The organism is Cellulomonas sp. P4_B5_2, from assembly GCF_056402235.1.
In genome coordinates, this window is sequence record NZ_JBFUHU010000181.1 from 1 (window position 1) to 17,228 (window position 17,228).

The following is a 17,228-nucleotide window of genomic DNA, read 5'->3' on the forward strand; positions in this document are numbered from 1 at the left end:
GCCGCGACGACCGGCGCGATGACCGCGGTCGCATCGCCGCGACGACCGGCGCGATGACCGCGGTCGCATCATCGCGTCCTGCAGCCGGAGACTCCGGCGCGCCCGGAACCGGCGCGGTCGGGGTGGTCGGTCCAGCGGGGGTCGGGTCCGCGTCCGCCGGGTTCGCGGACTGCTCGGCCGTGGTGACGGACTCCCGCGCTGCAGCGTCGTCGGGTGCGGCCGCGGCCTCGTCAGCGACCGCGTCGACGTCGTCGTCGGCGTCGGTCTCGTCCAGCGCGACCTCGTCGGCATCTGCCTCACCGGGTGGGAGCGCGTCGTCATCGGCCGCGCTGGGCGCCACGTCGACGCCGTCCGCCTCGACCAGCGCGACGTCGTCGTCCCCGTCGACCAGAGCGACCTCGTCGTCGTCCACGGCGACCTCGTCGTCGTCCCCGTCGACCAAGGCGATCTCGTCGCGGTCCGCTGCCCCGCCCAGGGTGGTGGCCTCGTCGGCACCTGTCTCACCGGGCACGACCGCTGCGTCGTCAGCTTCAAGTAGTGCGACGTCGACGCCGTCCACAGCGTCCGGGGCGACCTCGTCGCCGTCCGCCTCGTCGAGCGTGACCTCGTCCGCGGGCGTCTCGGCTGCCACAAGACCGGCCTCGGGAACCTCGACCTCGTCGGCGACGGCCGTGGGCTCGTCAGTCACGTCGGCGGCGCTCTCAACGCCGGCGGAAGGGGTCTCGACGACCGCGGGATCGTCGAGCTCGGCATCCTTCGCGTCCACCTCGACGGAGTCGTCCACACCGACCGGAGCGGACGCCTCGGAGGACTCGACCGGGACGTCGACGGGCTCGTCGGCGCCGGAACCGTCGCGCTCGTCGACGACCACAGCGGAGTCGGGGTCCTGCGTCGTCTGCTCGTCGGCGCTCACAGTCTCGGAGGCATCGCCGGCGACCGGGTCCTCGGCGACCTCGGCGGTCGGCTCGTCGGCCGCAGTCTCGGCACTCGCCAGCTCGTCGGCGGCGAGCCCGTCCGGCTCGAGGTCGGGGCCAGCCTGCTCGTCGTCGGCCCCGTCGACCGCCACGTCCGCGACCGGCTCCCCATCCGTCGGCTCGCCAGCCGCGATGCCGTCAGTGGCGGGCTCGTCGGCGGCGGGCTCCTCGGTGGCGGGCTCGTCGGTGGCGGCCTCGTCACCTCCGGCCTCGACAGGGGCCACGTCGTCAGGGGCCACGTCGTCAGCGACCGGCTCGGCGGCGCTCTCGTCCGCAACCTCGTCGGCAGAGCTCTCGGCCGCAGGGGTCTCGGCCGCAGGGGTCACGGCACCCGCTCCGCCCCACACCGGCCAGACCGGGTCGGACGTCGGACGGCTCGCATCGGCCGGGGCGGGCGTCTGCTGCTCGTCCTCGCTGCGCTGCCCGGGCTCGTCGCGGTTGGTGCCGTTGCTCATCCTGCTCCCCTGCTGCTCCACACGCGCACAACGCGTCCGCGCGAGTCTACGGGTCCAGGCTGAGCCGCGAGCCCGCGCCGCCACCTGCGACGGGACTYCTCACCCGGCTGCGCGCCGTGACCACAGCGCCGCGCGTCCGGCGCCTGCCGTGAGCGTCCGAGCGAGCCGTGCTTGGTGCTGGTGGTGCGGAGGGGGCTCCTGAGGCGTCCGGGCCGACCCGTGCGCCGTCCGGGTCACCAGTGCGCCCCGTTCGGTGGGGGGCACGGGCGGCCGCGCGGATCGCCGACGGACTGGGGGACCTGCCAAGACTGCGCTGACAGACCCCTCAGCGGACGGGGCGGAGGCGTCCGCGCAGGTGAACGAGCCCGCCCGCGTCGGCCGACCCCTGCTCCGCGGCGAGCACCGACCCGACCACCACGTCATGGTCCCCGGCGCGGTGCACAGCCGCCGTCCGGCAGTCGAACCAAGCGGCCGCGCCGTCGACCCACACCGCGTCGGCGACCGGGGCCGACCGGTGCGGGACGCGCGCCAGCTGGTCGATCGCGGGGCGCCCCGGGGAGGCGAGCCAGTCGGCGGCGTGCGCCTGGTCGTCGGCGAGGACGCTCACCGACCAGGTGTCCACGTCGTCGAGCGCGTCCCGGAACCGGGCGTCGGTGTGCACGCAGAACAGGAGCATGGGCGGCTCGAGGGAGACCGACGTGATCGCGCTGGCCGTCATCGCGTGCAGGGTGCCGCGCCACCGCAGGGTGATCACGGCGACCCCGGCGGGGAGGCGTCCGACCGCCGCCCGGAACACGTCGGGGGTCACGGCCTCGCTCACGGCGCCGCGTCCGCCCCGTCGGTGTCCGCCACAGCGGGCCGCGGCCGCGGTGCACGCGGCCGGTCGTCGAACAGCCCGCTCGGCAGGACGCCCACCAGGATCGTGACCGCGATCGAGCCCAGCACCCACACCCAGCCGATCACCTGGCCGTCCGGCACCAGGACGTCTCCCCCGGGACCCTTCTGGGAGAGCACCTGCACGGAGACGACGAGGCCGAGCGCGTAGCCGGCGAGGGCCCCGAACCCGGCCCAGGCCCGAGCGGTCACGGCACCGGCGAGTGCCAGCGCCAGGCAGAGGATGACGCCCCAGGGTTCGATGCTGCGGTGCATCACGGTGCCGAGCGCGCCGACGACGACACCGAGCACCAGTGCCAGGGCGGCTGTGCCGAGGGCACCGGAGGAGAGGCGTTGCACGCGCGTCAGGCTACCGGCCGCACGCCGTCGGGCCAGGCGACGTCACCTGAGCCACCCGGGCCCCGACGGTACGTCTCGCTCGGCAGCACCGGCGCGAGGATGCGGTTGCTCAGCGCGTAGCAGGCGACGAGGGCACGGTCGTCGTCGATGGCGCGCACCGCCTGCACCTGCGTGACGTGGGCACGCAGGGCATCGAGGACGCGGGCGCGCACGGGCAGCACGTCGACCTCGACCTCGATCTCGTCGTCCGGCACCGCGACCGACGGCAGCTCCGCCGTCGGGTCGGGCAGCTCCAGGTCGTCGCGCAACGCGCCGAGGGCGGCGAGGACCGCGTCGCCGCCGAGGGCGCGCATGCCGCGCTGCAGGGCGAGCCGTCCCTGCACCGACCAGAGGACGACCGGCACGTCGAACGCCGGCGACGCGTCGTCCGTGCGCGACCGTGCGAAGTCGACGGCCCACTGGGTCACCTCGTGTGCGCGGACGTGGTCGGGGTGCCCGTAGCCGCCGTCCGGCTCGTACGTGACGACGACGTCCGGCCGGCGGGAGCGCAGGACGCGGGCGAGGCGCTCGGCGGCCTCCTCGAGGCCCACGCCGACGAACGCGCCGGGCGGGATCTCGTCGGGACGGCCGGCCCTGCCGGTACCGACCCACTCCATGCCGGAGTCCTCGAAGCGCTGGTCGACCGACCCGCGGACCATGTCGAGATAGCCGCGATCGACGACGCCTAGCGCGGCCAGCGCCCGGCCCAGCTCGTGGTCACGGTGCTCGGCGAGCGCCGGCCCGGCCCCCTCGAGGTGGGCCAGGCGACGCTGCCCAGGTGGCCAGCAGCGCGCCGGTCGTCAGCGACTCGTCGTYCGGGTGCGCGTGCACCGCGACGAGCCCGCCGGAGGTTGCCGTCATGCAGGGATCAGGAACGCTTGGAGCGTGCCGTGATGCGCGCGCGCTCGGTCTGGTCGAGCACCACCTTGCGGATGCGCACCGTGGTCGGCGTCACCTCGACGCACTCGTCCTCGCGGGCGAACTCCAGGGACTCCTCCAGCGTGAGCTTGCGCGGCGGGACGAGGTTCTCGAAGTTGTCCGCGGTGGCGGAGCGCATGTTGGTGAGCTTCTTCTCCTTGGTGATGTTGACGTCCATGTCCTCGTTGCGCGAGTTCTCGCCGACGATCTGGCCCTCGTAGACCTCCTGCGTGGGCTCGACGAAGAACGAGCCGCGCTCCTGCAGGTTGATCATGGCGAAGGGCGTCACCGCACCGGCGCGGTCCGCGACGAGCGACCCGTTGATGCGGGTGTCGATCGGACCGGCCCAGGGCTCGTAGCCCTCGGCGATGGACGACGCGATCCCGGTGCCGCGCGTGTCGGTGAGGAACCGCGTGCGGAAGCCGATGAGGCCACGGGCGGGGACCAGGAACTCCATGCGGACCCAGCCGGTGCCGTGGTTGGACATGGTCTCCATGCGGCCCTTGCGCTGCGCGAGCAGCTGGGTCACGGCGCCGAGGTACTCCTCGGGGACGTCGATGGTCATGCGCTCGACCGGCTCGTGCACGTGGCCGTCGACCTTCTTGGTGACCACCTGCGGCTTGCCGACGGTGAGCTCGAAGCCCTCGCGGCGCATCTGCTCGACCAGGATGGCCAGCGCCAGCTCGCCGCGGCCCTGGACCTCCCWGGCGTCGGGACGCTCGGTGGGCAGGACGCGGAGCGAGACGTTGCCCACGAGCTCCTTGTCGAGGCGGTCCTTGACCTGGCGGGCGGTGACCTTGTGGCCCTTGCCGCCGCGACCGGCCAGCGGGGACGTGTTGATCCCGATGGTCATGGAGATGGCCGGGTCGTCGACCGTGATGAGCGGCAGCGGGCGCGGGTCGTCGGGGTCGGTCAGCGTCTCGCCGATGGTGATGTTCTCGATGCCGGCGACGGCGACGATGTCCCCGGGGCCTGCGGACTCCGTGCTGACGCGCTCGAGCGCCTTGGTCTCCAGCAGCTCGGTGATCTTGACGTTCGCCAGCGTGCCGTCGGCCTTGGCCCAGGCGACGGTCTGACCCTTGCGGATCGTGCCGTTGAAGACGCGGAGCAGGGCGAGGCGGCCGAGGAACGGCGACGCGTCGAGGTTGGTGACGTGCGCCTGCAGCGGCGCGCCCTCGGTGTAGGTGGGCGCGGGAATCCGCTCGAGGATGGTCTTGAACAGCGGCTCGAGGTTCTCCGAGTCCGGCAGGCCACCGTCGGCGGGCTGGTTCAGCGACGCGCGGCCGGCCTTGGCGGCGGCGAAGACGACGGGCACGTCGAGGATCGCGTCGAGGTCCAGGTCCGGGACGTCCTCGTGCAGGTCGGACGCCAGGCCCAGCAGCAGGTCCGTCGCCTCGTGCACGACGTCGGTGATCCGCGCGTCGGGACGGTCGGTCTTGTTCACGACGAGGATGACGGGCAGCTTGGCGRCGAGCGCCTTGCGCAGCACGAAGCGCGTCTGSGGCAGCGGGCCCTCGGACGCGTCGACCAGCAGGACGACACCGTCGACCATGGACAGGCCGCGCTCGACCTCGCCGCCGAAGTCGGCGTGGCCGGGGGTGTCGATGACGTTGATGGTGATGCCGCCGGGCTCGCCGATCTCCGCTGCCGCGGGACCCGTGTACCGGATCGCCGTGTTCTTGGCGAGGATCGTGATGCCCTTCTCGCGCTCCAGGTCACCCGAGTCCATCGCGCGCTCGTCCACGTGGGCGTGGGAGCCGAAGGAGCCGGACTGCCACAGCATGGCGTCGACGAGCGTCGTCTTGCCGTGGTCGACGTGGGCGACGATGGCGACGTTACGCAGGTCGGCACGCACGCTCGTTCCGGCAGACGACGTGTGCGCTGCCGGCGCAGTCGTGGGCTCAGACATGGGGGAACTCATCTCAGAAGGTGGGGAGCGCGCCGAGTCGTCGGCCGCGCCGATCGATTCTACCCGCCCACCCGTCCGCGTGCGTCAGAAGGTGACCGGACGCACGTCAGGCCGCGGTGCGCGCCCAGGACCACCAGTCCGTGAGGTCCGCACGGCCGAGCGCCAAGGGCTGCACGTCGGGCGCGGCGGGGGTGCTCCCCGCGGTTGCTGCCGCGGACCCCCGGGTGGCGACGACGATCGGCTGCCGGACCAGCGAGAGCGCCGCGCCACCGGCGTCGAGGCTCTCCGCGACGGCGGCGAGCTGGTCGTCGACTGCCGCGGGGTCGAGGGTCTGCGCGAGGGTCGCGGTCGCCGCGTCCGTCGCGGCGTCGGTCCAGCCGGTGACGTTCGTCGCGCCGCCCGTCCGCCACCGTGCGACCACCGAGTCGACCGGCAGGTCGGCCTGCGGCACCGGGACGAGCGCCGCGTCCCACGCGTCGGGTGCCCCGGCCAGGTCAGGACCGAGTCCCTCGACCGGGGTGTACGGCTCGACCTCGAACCCGACGTCCGACGCCGAGGCGGTGATCAGCGAGAGCATCGCCGCGCGCACGGGATCCGTGGTGTTGGCCAGCACCTGCACCGTGACCGGCGCGGTCACCCCGGCCTCCGCCAGCAGCCGGCGCGCCCCCGCGATGTCCGCCGGACCGCTCGGCGCGACGTCACCTCCGGCGTCCGGGCCCACCGTCGGCAGCACCGCACCGGCCACGACCGCCTCCGGCCAGAGCGGGGCGACGACGGTGGCGACAAGGGCGTCCCGCGGCACGGTGAGCAGGAACGCCCGGCGCACGGCCGACGCGACCGCCGCGTCTCCCCCGTACGTGGCGGGATCGAACGCTCCCCCGCCGGCGGACTGGAGCTGGAGTTGGAGCGTGCTGTCGCCACCCGTGCGCACCTGCGCCCCGGTGACGTCGGCCAGCGCGTCGAGGACGTCCGTCGTGTCCGCGGGCGTCACCACGTCGACCGAGCCGGCGGCCAGCGCCTCGACCTCCTCGAGCGGGTCCAGGTCGCTGCGGACGACCACGCGCTCGTACCGCGCGGCGTCGTCGCCCTGGTACTCGTCGTTGCGGACCAGCTCGACGCGCTCCCCCGGCACGATCAGGTCGACCGCGTACGGCCCCGTCGAGACCGCCTGGTCGACGTGCTGCGCGAGCGCGTCGGCGTCGAAGTCCGCGCGCCAGGTCTTCGAGATCGAGCTCAGCGCAGCCTTGTCCTGCTCGGCGATGGCCCTGGACACCGCCGCGGCCGCCTCCGTCGGGTCCTCCACACCGAGCGCCACCTGCCCGACCACGTGCGCCGGGAGGTTCACGTCGAGCGCCACCTCCCAGTCCGCCACGGGCGTGGCGTAGGTGAAGGTGAGCGTCGCGCCCTCCACGGCGGGCAGCTGCTGCGCCTGCACGAGCGCGGGCGACGCGGCCGCGAACGCCACGCCGGCGTCGAGCTCGTCGTTGTTGACGATGCCCCCCTGGGCGTCGAGCTCGGGCGTCACGTCGTCGAGCTGGCCGCTGCGCGCCGCCCACTCCAGCAGCAGGTCCGCGGTGGTCACGGCCGTGCCGTCCGACCAGGTCGCCGCCGGGTCGATCGTGTACCTCACGGTCAGGGGTGCGTCGCTGACCTTCTCGACGGTGCCGAAGCCCTCGTCGCGGACCGTGGAGCCGTCCTGGTCGAGCGAGACGAAGCCGGCCTGCACGAGCGACCGCACCAGGGTGCTGCCCGGACCGCGGCCCTCGGCGGTCCCGCCGTTCAGGGAGGTGAACGGCGCCGCGACGGCGACCACCACGGTGTCCGTGCGCGTCGGCTCCGGCGTCTGCGAGGTGCACGCCGCCACCATCACCAGCGCGACCACGGCCCCCGACCCTGCCAGCCACCTACGCCGCACCACGACCTCCGCTCCGGACGAACCACCCATGCGAGCGATATCGGTCGATCACACCCGCAACTGAACTCTCCCGGACATCTCGTCCACGTCGCGGACGCCACGCGGGCCCGGCCGGAGCGATCCGACCGGGCCCGCATGACCGCGATGCGGTCGGCCAGCACGTCGACCACCGCCAGGTCGTGCGTGACGAACAGGCACGCGAACTTCAGCCGCGCCTGCAGGTCCTGCAGCAGCTCCAGCACCGTGGCCTGCACCGACACGTCCAGCGCCGACGTCGGCTCGTCGGCCACCAGCAGCTCCGGCGACAGCGAGATGGCACGAGCGATGCCGACGCGCTGCTTCTGCCCGCCCGACAGCTCGTGCGGGTAGCGGTTGCGGTAGCTGCGCGGCAGCTGCACCTGGTCGAGCAGCTCCTCGATCCGCTTCTGCAGCGCGTCGCCCTTGGCGACCCCCGCCAGGTACATCGGCTCGCCGATGCTCTCGCCGACCGGCAGCCGCGGGTTCAGCGACGACGACGGGTCCTGGAAGACCATGCCGACCTTGCGCCGCAGGGAGCGCAGCTTCTTCGAGTCCCGCTTGGTCAGCTCGACGCCGGCCACCGTGAGCGTTCCCTCGACCACGGGCAGCAGACCGACGGCCGCGCGCCCGATGGTCGTCTTGCCGGAGCCCGACTCGCCGACGAGACCGACGACCTCACCGGGCCGGATCACCAGGTTGGCGCCCTCGACCGCGCGGAAGGCCGGGATGCGTCCCTGCTTCGGGTACTCGATGGCCACGTCGACCAGCTGGAGGATCGGGGTGGTGCCCTCGACCTCGGCCGCGCGCCGCGCCCGCTCGGAGACCTCCAGCGCCCGCTTGTTCGCCGCCTCCCGGCGCGCGAGCTCCTCGGCGTCCACCGCGATGGCGTCCTCGTTGCCGGTCGCCGCCGCGAGCGCCGCCGTCAGGTCGATCTCCTCGCCAGTGGAGTCCGCGGCGCCGAGGTGCGGCACCGCCGCGAGCAGCTCCTGGGTGTACGGGTGCTGCGGGTTGGAGAAGATCTCCCGCGCGGTCCCCGTCTCGACGATCAGCCCGCGCCGCATGACGGCGATGCGGTCGGACAGGTCCGCGACCACGCCCATGTCGTGCGTGATCAGGATGACCGCGGAGTGCAGGTGGTCGCGCAGGTTGCGCATGAGGTCGAGGATCTCGGCCTGCACCGTCACGTCGAGCGCCGTCGTGGGCTCGTCGGCGATGAGCAGCACCGGGTCGTTGGACAGCGACTGCGCGATCATCGCGCGCTGGCGCTGGCCGCCCGAGAGCTGGTGCGGGTAGGAGTTGAACGCCTTGACGGGGTCCGGCAGCTCCACCATCGTCAGCAGCTCGAGCGCCCGGTCCTTGGCCTGCGTCGGCGACATCATGTTGTGCAGCCGCAGGGCCTCGATGATCTGCGCACCGATCGTGTAGACCGGGTTCAGCGCCGTCATGGGCTCCTGGAAGATCATCGCGATGTCGTTGCCGCGGATCTCCCGGACCTTCGACGACGACATGTCGCTCATCTCCTGGCCCATCAGCTTGATGCTGCCCGTGATGCGCGCGTTCTTGGGCAGCAGGCCCAGGAGGGCCATCGAGCTGACGGACTTGCCGGAGCCCGACTCGCCCACGATGGCGAGGACCTCGCCGGCGTGGACCTCGTAGCTCACGTCGATCGCCGCGGGGATCCACTTCTTGTCCACGGCGAAGTCGACGGACAGGTCCTTGACCTGGAGGACGGGTGCGTCCTGGGAGGTCGTATCGGTCATCGTGTGACTCCTGAGATCATGCGGGCATGCGTGCCGAGAGTGGCGACCTGACATACAGGCCGCGCAGCAGATATGTGACCACGATCGCCTCGTGGGCGGTGATCGCGGGTCTGACGGCCGCACGGGGGTTCGAGGATGGACCGGTCGCGGTGCTGCAGGCCCTGCCGCTGGCCATCGCGCTCGGTCTGTTGGCGTGGCTGGTCTTCTGGCACCCGCGGGTCGATGTCACCGGGGACGGCGTGACGCTGGTCAACCCGCTGCGCACCGTCACGGTGCCGTGGGCTGCGCTCATCAACGTCGAGACGCAGTACTCCCTGACCCTGGTGACCCCCACCGGCCGCTACCGGGCGTGGGCGGCACCGGGTCCCGGACGCCACCACGTGATCACCGCGGGCAACGAGGAGCTGTCCGGCGTGTCCCGCCTCGCACGCGACTCGCGCGGCGCCGTCGCCATCGGCGACCTGCCCAGCGCGCCGTCCGGCCACGTGGCCGGCATGGTCCGCCGCCGCTGGGAGCAGCTGGCCGAGAACGAGCAGCTGCCCATCGGTGTCGCGGACGACACCCCGGTGGAGACTCGCTGGAACGTCCCTGCGATCGGTCTGCTGAGTGCGGCGACGGTCGGTGTTCTGGTCGTGGCGCTGACCTGACGTCACCGCCGGCCCTCGCCGTCGTCGTTCTCGTCGCCCATGTCGGCCGGCCGGTCGAGCGACTCGTAGAGCCCGCCGGAGGCGATCGTCGTCGAGCCACCGGTCGTCAGGTGGTCCGGCGCCTTGCTGCCGCGGTACAGGTCCGGACGATCGCGCGTCTCCTTGACCCTGCGCAGCGCGAACTTCTTCTGGCGCGGGTCGAACGCGTCGCGCAGACCGTCACCGATGAAGTTGATCGTCAGGCAGATCACGACGATGAAGATGCCGGGCCACCAGAACAGCCACGGGCGCGTCGCGAAGGCCGCCTGGTTGGCGCTGATGAGAGAGCCCAGCGAGACGTCCGGGGACTTCACACCGAGTCCGACGTAGCTCAGCGCAGTCTCCGTGAGGATGGCCGCGGACATCAGCAGCGTGGTGTTCACCGTGATGACGCCGACCGCGTTCGGCAGGATGTGCTTGAAGATGATCCGGCTGTTCGACGCGCCGGCCAGGCGGGCGGCGTCCACGAACTCGCGCTCGCGCAGCGTGAGGAAGTCACCGCGCACCAGGCGAGCCATGCCGGTCCACGACACGAGGCCGAGGAACAGCGCGAGGGCGATGACGCTCTTGGCCGAGTTGGCCACGACCGCCGCCGCGATGAGCGCCGGGATGATGATGATCATGTCGGTGAACCGCATGAGCACGGCCTCGGTCTTGCCGCGGAAGAAGCCCGCGCTCGACCCGATGAGGACCCCGACGAGCGCAGCGATCGCGCCGACGAGCACCATGATGAACATCGAGATCTGGGTCCCGCGCATGGTCATCGCGAACAGGTCGCGACCGACGCGGTCCTGTCCGAACGGGTGGTCACCCAACGAGAACGGGAAGACCTGCAGAGTGGGCCGACCACCGTCCACCAAGGGCGGCGTCTGCAGGTAGCTGTACTTCCACCATCCGGGGATCGGGCCCAGCCCGATCGCGGAGACGGCCAGGATCAGCACCCCGAGCAGCACGATGATGCTGACGACGGCTCCGGTGTGGCCGAAGAACCGCTTCAGGACGATGCGTCCCTGGCTGAGGCCCTTGACGTCCTCGCCGCTCTCCGGGGCTGTCGGGTTCGGCGGGACGTCCGCCGTGTTCTCCAGGATGGCGGTCATGCCTTCACCCTCACTCGCGGGTCGAGGGCCGAGTACGTGAGATCGGCCAGCAGGTTGAACGTCACCGCGGTGATGCCTGTCACCAGGAACACACCCATGACCGGGTTGGGATCGATGTTGTGCAGTCCRGTGAGGAACAGCTGTCCCATGCCCTTGAACGAGAAGACGTTCTCGGTGATCACCGCACCGCCGATCAGGCCGCCGATGTCGATGGCGACGATCGTCGCGAGCGGGATCATCGCGTTGCGGAACGCGTGGCGCGTGACCACGACGCGCTCGGAGAGGCCCTTGGCGCGCGCCGTGCGGACGTAGTCCTGACCCATCACCTCGAGCATCGACGCGCGGGAGTAGCGCGTGTACGAGGCGAGCGAGATCAGGATCAGCGCGATCGTCGGCAGGATCAGGTGCGTGTACTTGTCGAGGCCGGTGATCCAGAAGTCACCGTTGAGGTTGGGCGTCTCGGCACCGATGGTCGCGATCGGGCGGTTCCGGATGCGCGGGTTCGCCATGTACGCCGGCCACGACTGCATGTAGCGGTCGAGCAGGATGAGGAACGCGACCGTGAAGCTGGTGAGCGCGGCCGCCTTCATCGACTGGCCTCGGTCGTAGCCGCCCATCAGGTAGCCGACGAGGATGCCGACGCCGATGGCGAGGATCCCGAGGCCGATGATCATCCACAGGTTGGCGTTGTCCAGCAGCGGCTGGATCGCGAAGTACATGACGAGCCCGATGCCCACCGTGATGAGGGCCCAGTAGAGCGCCCTGCGGTTCTGCAGGCCGGCGAACAGCACCGTGAAGCCGTACGCGCCCGCGATCCCGGTGACCGCGACGATCACGACGCCCAGCTGCGGGGTCGTGAACCAGCGCGTCACCGACAGGTAGTAGAGGACCAGCACGGTGACCAGGAAGGCGACGCCGAAGGTCAGCAGCCGACGCTTGAAGGTGCCCGCGATGATCACGGTCCACACCGCACCGACGATCAACGAGATCACGAGGATCGTGCCGTTCGCGATGAACGGGTCTCTCAGGAAGTCGTTGAAGCCGATGGCCCCGAACTCCTTGAGCAGCACCGCGACCCAGAACACGGGGAGCGAGAAGAAGAGGAACGTGATGAAGGTGACCGAGTAGTCCAGCGTGCTGTACTGCCGCAGCGCGGTGATGACACCGATCGTCACGCCGAGCAGGATCGCCAGGAGCGCCGCGGTCGTCACCAGCTGGAGCGTCGTCGGGATGGCGCTCGACAGGGCTGCGGTGACCGGCTGGTTCTGGAGCGTGACGCCCAGGTCGCACTGGCCGGCGAAGGGTACGACGCACTTCACGGCGCCGCTGAGCCAGATGAAGTAGCGCAGCGCGGGCGGCACGTCGAGGTGCAGCAGCTCCGTGCGTCGGGCCATCTGGTCGGCCTTGCTCGGCGAGTTGCTCGACCGGATCTCGGCCAGCGGGTCGCCCGAGTAGGCGATGAGCATGTAGACGATGAACGACGCGCCCAGCAGGATCAGCAGGGACGCGAGCAACCGTCGAAGGATGTAGGTGGTCATCGTTTCTCAGGTGTCGGTGTCGGGGGCGGCACGTCGATGGGCGTGCCGGGAGTAGTCAAGCGTAATTCAGTCGCCACCCGTGCACCGCCACGAACCCCGTCGTCCCTGGCCAGCGTGCTGTGGGCGGACCCGAAGGTGCCGGGCCCCCCGCGCGAGGCGGGCGACCCGGCACCTTCGGTCGTTCAGGCGACTGTCACACAGTCGTCCGGTGAGGCGCTACTGCGGCCAGGATCAGCCGTCGTTGACGCTCCAGTTCCAGACGTTCCACCAGACACCGTTCTGGTTGGGGTTGTACGCGTCGATGCCCTCGACGCGCTCGGCGACGGCGTCGACACCCACGCTCTGGAAGAACGGCAGGCCGTAGTCGGCGGCGAAGATCTTCGCGTCGATCTCCTGCTGCAGGCTGGTCTGCTCGTCGACGTCCGTGGTGGTGATGAGCTGGCCCATGAGCTCGTCCGCGGACGGGTCCGTGAAGCCGTTGAAGTTGGACGCAGCGCCGGTGCCGAAGATCTGCGGCACGCCGCTGACGCCGACACCCGAGTTGATCCAGCCGAAGATCGACGCGTCGTACGAGCCGTCGCCGAGGCGCGAGCCCCACTTGGCGTCGCCCTGGTCGTCGATGATGAAGCCGGCCTCGGAGGCGGACTGCTGGATCAGCGTGAACGCGTCAACGCGGTTCGGGTTGTTGACGTTGTAGAGGATGCGCACCGTCGGCGTGGCGCCGGCGAGGAGCTCCTTGGCACCCGCGATGTCGGGCTCGGCGAAGTCGGCCGAGCCGTTGTTCGCGACCGCGTCGGCGTAGCCGTCCTGGGCCGGCACGAACAGCTGCGAGTCGAGGACCTTGGCCTCGGGGTCCAGCGGCGTGATGATCGCGTCGAGGATCGCCTGGCGGGGGATCGTCTTGAGGAACGCCTTGCGGACGTTCTGGTCGGCGAAGACACCCGAGAAGTTCAGGTCGATGTGGTCGTACGCGAGCTGGTTGCCCTTGTGGACCTCGACACCGTCGAGACCCTCGAGCGCGGCGAGCGTGTCGGCGTTGGCCTGCGGCGAGATGACGTCGACCTCACCGTTCTGCAGGGCCTGGACCATGGCGGACGGGTCCGCGATGGTGCGGACGGTGATCTCGTCCAGCTTCGGACCGAAGTCACCCTCGTACTTGTCGTTGGCGACCATCGTGACCGACTGGCCCTCGACGACGTCCGAGACGATGTACGGGCCGCTCGACAGGTACAGCGACGGGTCGCTGGGCAGCGTGCGGGAGTCGAAGCCGGTGTTGTAGAAGTCGGCGACGGCCTTGAGGGCCGTGTCCGTCGCGACCGGCGCCGCCGCGTCGCCGCGGGGCTTGTCCTTCAGGAGGTCGATGAGCGCCTGGCCGTCGGCGAGGCCGCCGCCCTTGGCGACGACGTGGGCCGGGCGGTCGAGACCGAACGACACCTCCCAGTCGGAGAACGGCTTGGAGTACGTCAGCGTGATGCTGCGGCCGTCGTCGCCGATCTCGGGGAACTCGGTGAGGCTCAGGCCCTCCGTGGAGCCGGCGTAGCTGAAGTAGCTGGTGCCGGTCGTGGGGTTGCCCTCCTCGTCCGGGTTGCCACCGTCGTCGTAGAAGCCGGAGTACACGGCCCACGCGAGGATGAGGTCGTCAGCGTCGATCGGCTCACCGTCGGACCAGGTCTCGCCCTCGTTGACGGTGTACTTGACCGTCAGCGGGTCGTCGCTCGTCTTCTCGATGGTGCCGAACGACTCGTCGCGCTGAACCTTGAGCTCACCGTCGATGTAGTAGAAGTTCGAGTTCGTCGCGAGCGAGATCTTCGAGTTGATGTCCGTGTTGCCGTTGGCCGTCGAGGAGTTGAACGAGAAGAACTCGTTCGTCTCGGCGACGACGATGTTGCCGCCCGTCGTCGCGGCGGCCGACTCCGACGGAGACGCGGTGTCCGTCGGGGTGTTGGAGCACGCGGTGAGCACCAGGGCGCCGGCTGCGAGGACCGCAGCCGCGGCGCTGATTCGCCTGATCTTCAATGTTCCTCCTGGGAAGGGGTGGACGCTGACCTGCGCGCCTCAACCGTGCGATGTCGCTGCGGGCTGAGGCGGTCCGGCGTGAAGCGCGTCCGCCGTGAGTTGAGAGACAAGGTAAGTCACGGTGGCTCGGACATATCGGCCTGGTGTAAGCCTGACGCCGGATCGTTACCTGATTGATACTGGCCAGTACCGTCCAGGATGCGAGATGGCGACCCGCGGAAACATCACCGTAACGTGTCCGATCCTGGGGCCGGAGGGGTGGTGTGACTCCTGCGGCGGCGCGAGCGACGCGCTGGTCTGCTATAGGGGTTCATCACGCGCGGCAGGGGTCCTCACCTGCTGAGACGTGGGTCACAGACGGTACCCGTCGGTCACACTCGTCCGATGGATCTCACCTCGGCCGTCCGCCGGCCCAGCCCCCCCCGGAGGATCCTCACGACCACCGGCCGCCGGTCCGGGGAGCCCCGGGAGGCCGTCCTGCTGTACGCCGTTGACGGCGACGGCTGGGCGCTCATCGGCTCCAACTGGGGTCAGGAGCACCACCCCGCGTGGTCGGGGAACCTCCTGGCGGACCCGCGGGCCACCGTCACGATCGCCGGGGTGACGACGCCGGTCGTCGCAACCCTGGCGGACGACGCCGAACGCACCCGCCTGCAGCCGGCCCTGCTCGCGGTCTGGCCCGGGTACGCGGACTACGCCGCACGCGCCGGCCGGGAGCTCAGGGTGTTCCGCCTGGCACCGGCATGAGCCCCTACTGGCGCGAGCGCCGGCGGTAGGCGCGGGCCTTCATCACGTCGCCGCACTCGGTCATCGAGCACCAGCGGCCCGAGCGGTTGCGTGAGCCGTCGTAGTAGACCCACTGGCAGTCGGGGTTCGCGCACGCCTTGAGCCGGGCCCACTCCCCCGCCGCGTGCGCCCGGTGCACCTCCGCGAGCAGTCCGGCCACGACGGCGTCGTGACCCGCGGGCGCGAGGGCTTCCCCACCGCCGAAGCTGACGACGAGCGGGTGCTCGGCCGCGAGCACGTCCAGCTCGGTCGCGTCACCGGAGGACAGGTAGCGGCGCAGGGTGTCGCGGAACGCCACGAGGCCCGCGGGTGCGCCGACCAGGTGGTCGACGCCGTGGAACCGGTCGTCGGTGTTCAGCAGCGCGCGGACGCGCTCGACCGAGCCGGGGGCCACGCCGGGCTCGCTGTCCAGCTCGACCCATCGCAGCAGCTGGTCGGGCACGGGAACCTCCTTGACGTCGTCGACGGCTCGCCACCATAGTCATCACCAGCGTACTGGTTTTACTGGTGACGCACGCACGACCCGACGAGCCGACGCACGAGAGCGAGACGCACGATGACCACCGTCACCAGCACCGAGAAGCTCGGCTGCGACACCTCCGACATGCTCACCATCCACGCGCTGTTCCGGCGCGCGTTCACCGACGTCCCCGGTCTGGTGCGCGGCGTGGCCGACCGCGACACCGACCGGATGCTCCCGGTGGCCGACCACGTGCGTGAGCTCGCCGGCGCTCTGCGCCACCACCACGAGGGCGAGGACCTGCTGCTCTGGGACACCCTCGAGCAGCGAGCGCCGTCCTGCGCCCTGCACGTCGGCCTCATGCGCGCCCAGCACGCAGCCACCGCCGCCCAGCTGGATCGGCTCGACGACCTCATGGACGCCTGGGAGGCCGCCGCGGGTGCCGCCGAGCGCGAGGCGGTCGCGGAGCTGCTGGACGAGGTCCGCGACACGCTCCTGCAGCACCTCGGCCAGGAGGAGACGCAGATCCTGCCGACCGCCGCGACGGTGATGTCGCAGCGTGAGTGGGGCCTGCTGCACGAGCACGGGATGTCCGCGATCCCGAAGGACCGGCTGTTCCTGCAGCTGGGCTGGATCCTCGAGGTCGTCCCTGCCGACGAGCGGGCGGGCTGGCTCCGCACCAACCTCCCGGCGCCCGCGCGCGTGCTCTGGCGCCTGATCGGGAAGCGTCAGTTCGCCGCGCACCGCGCCCGCATCTACGGCTGATCCGTGGCGTCGGTCACGCAGATTTCTCTTGCAGGGCGGATTCATGCGGCGAATGCTCGGGAGGGCGCAGCCTCGCCGTCCGGGTGACGGACAGCGGCGGGGCGACTTGTTACCGACTGGTAACCAGGGGGTGGGCCGCACACGGCCCCGTTCGTCGAACCACCGCAAGGAGATCCATCGTGAAGCGCGCTGCCACGTTCCTCGTCGCCGTCCTGACCGCCACCACCCTCGCCGCCTGCTCCGACAACGGCTCCGACTCGAGCGGGGACGCCACCGCGACCTCCTCCGCCTCGTCGTCGCCCACCGCGAAGAGCAGCGCGGCACCCGCCGAGCCGAACGCGGCCCTCGCCTGCGGTCGCTACTTCAACGGCGGCGAGGGCTCGCTGAACGCGCGCGTGGCCGCGGCCGTCCCCGTCCTCGAGGCTCAGGACGCCGGGACCGCGCTCGACGAGGACCAGACGGAGGAGCTCGCCGCGATCACCTCGGCGCTGGCCGACGCGATCAAGGTGTCCCCTGAGGAGCTGGCCGCCGCCTACACGTCGATCCAGGACCGGGTGCAGGGCGCGCTCGACGCCGCGGAGGCCGGTGGCGCCAACGCCGCGACGCTCGACTACCCGACCGTGTCCGCGACGATCGCCAGCGCGTGCACCGCGGCGGGC

General features: G+C 71.2%; 15 protein-coding genes. 4 read left to right on the forward strand and 11 right to left on the reverse strand.

What is annotated here, in order from left to right; all coding sequences use genetic code 11:
- The 7 genes from AC1DUQ_RS13640 to AC1DUQ_RS13670 all read right to left on the reverse strand — a co-directional run.
- On the reverse strand, positions 1–1,429 hold a 1,429-nt coding region (locus tag AC1DUQ_RS13640; RefSeq protein ID WP_477073965.1), incomplete at its 3' end, for a midas domain-containing protein.
- Positions 1,430–1,754: 325 nt separating this feature from the next.
- Complete coding sequence (locus AC1DUQ_RS13645) at positions 1,755–2,249, reverse strand: flavin reductase family protein (RefSeq protein ID WP_477060287.1); 495 nt, start codon at positions 2,247–2,249, stop codon at positions 1,755–1,757.
- On the reverse strand, positions 2,246–2,662 hold the full coding sequence (locus tag AC1DUQ_RS13650; RefSeq protein ID WP_477060286.1) for a hypothetical protein: 417 nt from the start codon (positions 2,660–2,662) through the stop codon (positions 2,246–2,248). Before AC1DUQ_RS13650 ends, AC1DUQ_RS13645 begins: the two co-directional genes overlap by 4 nt.
- A gap of 5 nt (positions 2,663–2,667) precedes the next feature.
- On the reverse strand, positions 2,668–3,465 hold the full coding sequence (locus AC1DUQ_RS13655) for a PIG-L family deacetylase (protein ID WP_477073971.1): 798 nt from the start codon (positions 3,463–3,465) through the stop codon (positions 2,668–2,670).
- 104 nt (positions 3,466–3,569) lie between these two features.
- Complete coding sequence (gene typA / locus AC1DUQ_RS13660) at positions 3,570–5,528, reverse strand: translational GTPase TypA (RefSeq protein WP_477073966.1); 1,959 nt, start codon at positions 5,526–5,528, stop codon at positions 3,570–3,572.
- 106 nt (positions 5,529–5,634) lie between these two features.
- Positions 5,635–7,410, reverse strand: coding sequence for an ABC transporter substrate-binding protein (locus AC1DUQ_RS13665; RefSeq protein WP_477060284.1), 1,776 nt, complete (start codon positions 7,408–7,410; stop codon positions 5,635–5,637).
- A complete protein-coding gene (locus tag AC1DUQ_RS13670; RefSeq protein WP_477073967.1) occupies positions 7,395–9,221 on the reverse strand; it encodes a dipeptide ABC transporter ATP-binding protein in 1,827 nt (608 codons plus the stop codon). Before AC1DUQ_RS13670 ends, AC1DUQ_RS13665 begins: the two co-directional genes overlap by 16 nt.
- 74 nt (positions 9,222–9,295) lie before the next feature.
- On the opposite strand from AC1DUQ_RS13670, the gene AC1DUQ_RS13675 reads away from it, so the two are divergent.
- Positions 9,296–9,868, forward strand: coding sequence for a PH domain-containing protein (locus tag AC1DUQ_RS13675; protein ID WP_477060282.1), 573 nt, complete (start codon positions 9,296–9,298; stop codon positions 9,866–9,868).
- Between the two features lie 2 nt (positions 9,869–9,870).
- On the opposite strand, the gene AC1DUQ_RS13680 is transcribed toward AC1DUQ_RS13675, so the two are convergent.
- The 3 genes from AC1DUQ_RS13680 to AC1DUQ_RS13690 all read right to left on the reverse strand — a co-directional run bounded on the left by AC1DUQ_RS13680 (position 9,871) and on the right by AC1DUQ_RS13690 (position 14,558).
- Positions 9,871–11,004: an ABC transporter permease gene (locus tag AC1DUQ_RS13680; RefSeq protein ID WP_477060281.1), complete on the reverse strand. Its 1,134-nt coding sequence runs from the start codon at positions 11,002–11,004 to the stop codon at positions 9,871–9,873.
- A complete protein-coding gene (locus AC1DUQ_RS13685) occupies positions 11,001–12,542 on the reverse strand; it encodes an ABC transporter permease (protein ID WP_477073968.1) in 1,542 nt (513 codons plus the stop codon). The genes AC1DUQ_RS13680 and AC1DUQ_RS13685 overlap by 4 nt, the downstream gene beginning before the upstream one ends.
- Before the next feature lie 231 nt (positions 12,543–12,773).
- Complete coding sequence (locus AC1DUQ_RS13690; protein ID WP_477060279.1) at positions 12,774–14,558, reverse strand: ABC transporter family substrate-binding protein; 1,785 nt, start codon at positions 14,556–14,558, stop codon at positions 12,774–12,776.
- A 384-nt stretch (positions 14,559–14,942) separates the two neighbouring features.
- Between AC1DUQ_RS13690 and AC1DUQ_RS13695 the strand changes: the two genes are divergently transcribed.
- Positions 14,943–15,305, forward strand: a complete 363-nt coding sequence (locus AC1DUQ_RS13695) for a nitroreductase family deazaflavin-dependent oxidoreductase (protein ID WP_477073969.1) — start codon at positions 14,943–14,945, stop codon at positions 15,303–15,305.
- Between the two features lie 4 nt (positions 15,306–15,309).
- Here the strand turns inward: AC1DUQ_RS13695 and AC1DUQ_RS13700 are convergent, their stop codons facing one another.
- A complete protein-coding gene (locus tag AC1DUQ_RS13700; protein WP_477060277.1) occupies positions 15,310–15,786 on the reverse strand; it encodes a CGNR zinc finger domain-containing protein in 477 nt (158 codons plus the stop codon).
- 114 nt (positions 15,787–15,900) lie between these two features.
- Between AC1DUQ_RS13700 and AC1DUQ_RS13705 the strand changes: the two genes are divergently transcribed.
- Together AC1DUQ_RS13705 and AC1DUQ_RS13710 are read left to right on the forward strand one after the other, a co-directional pair.
- On the forward strand, positions 15,901–16,569 hold the full coding sequence (locus AC1DUQ_RS13705; protein WP_477060276.1) for a hemerythrin domain-containing protein: 669 nt from the start codon (positions 15,901–15,903) through the stop codon (positions 16,567–16,569).
- A 179-nt stretch (positions 16,570–16,748) separates the two neighbouring features.
- Positions 16,749–17,228, forward strand: a 480-nt coding sequence (locus AC1DUQ_RS13710; protein ID WP_477073970.1) for a hypothetical protein, incomplete at its 3' end; no start/stop codon positions are given.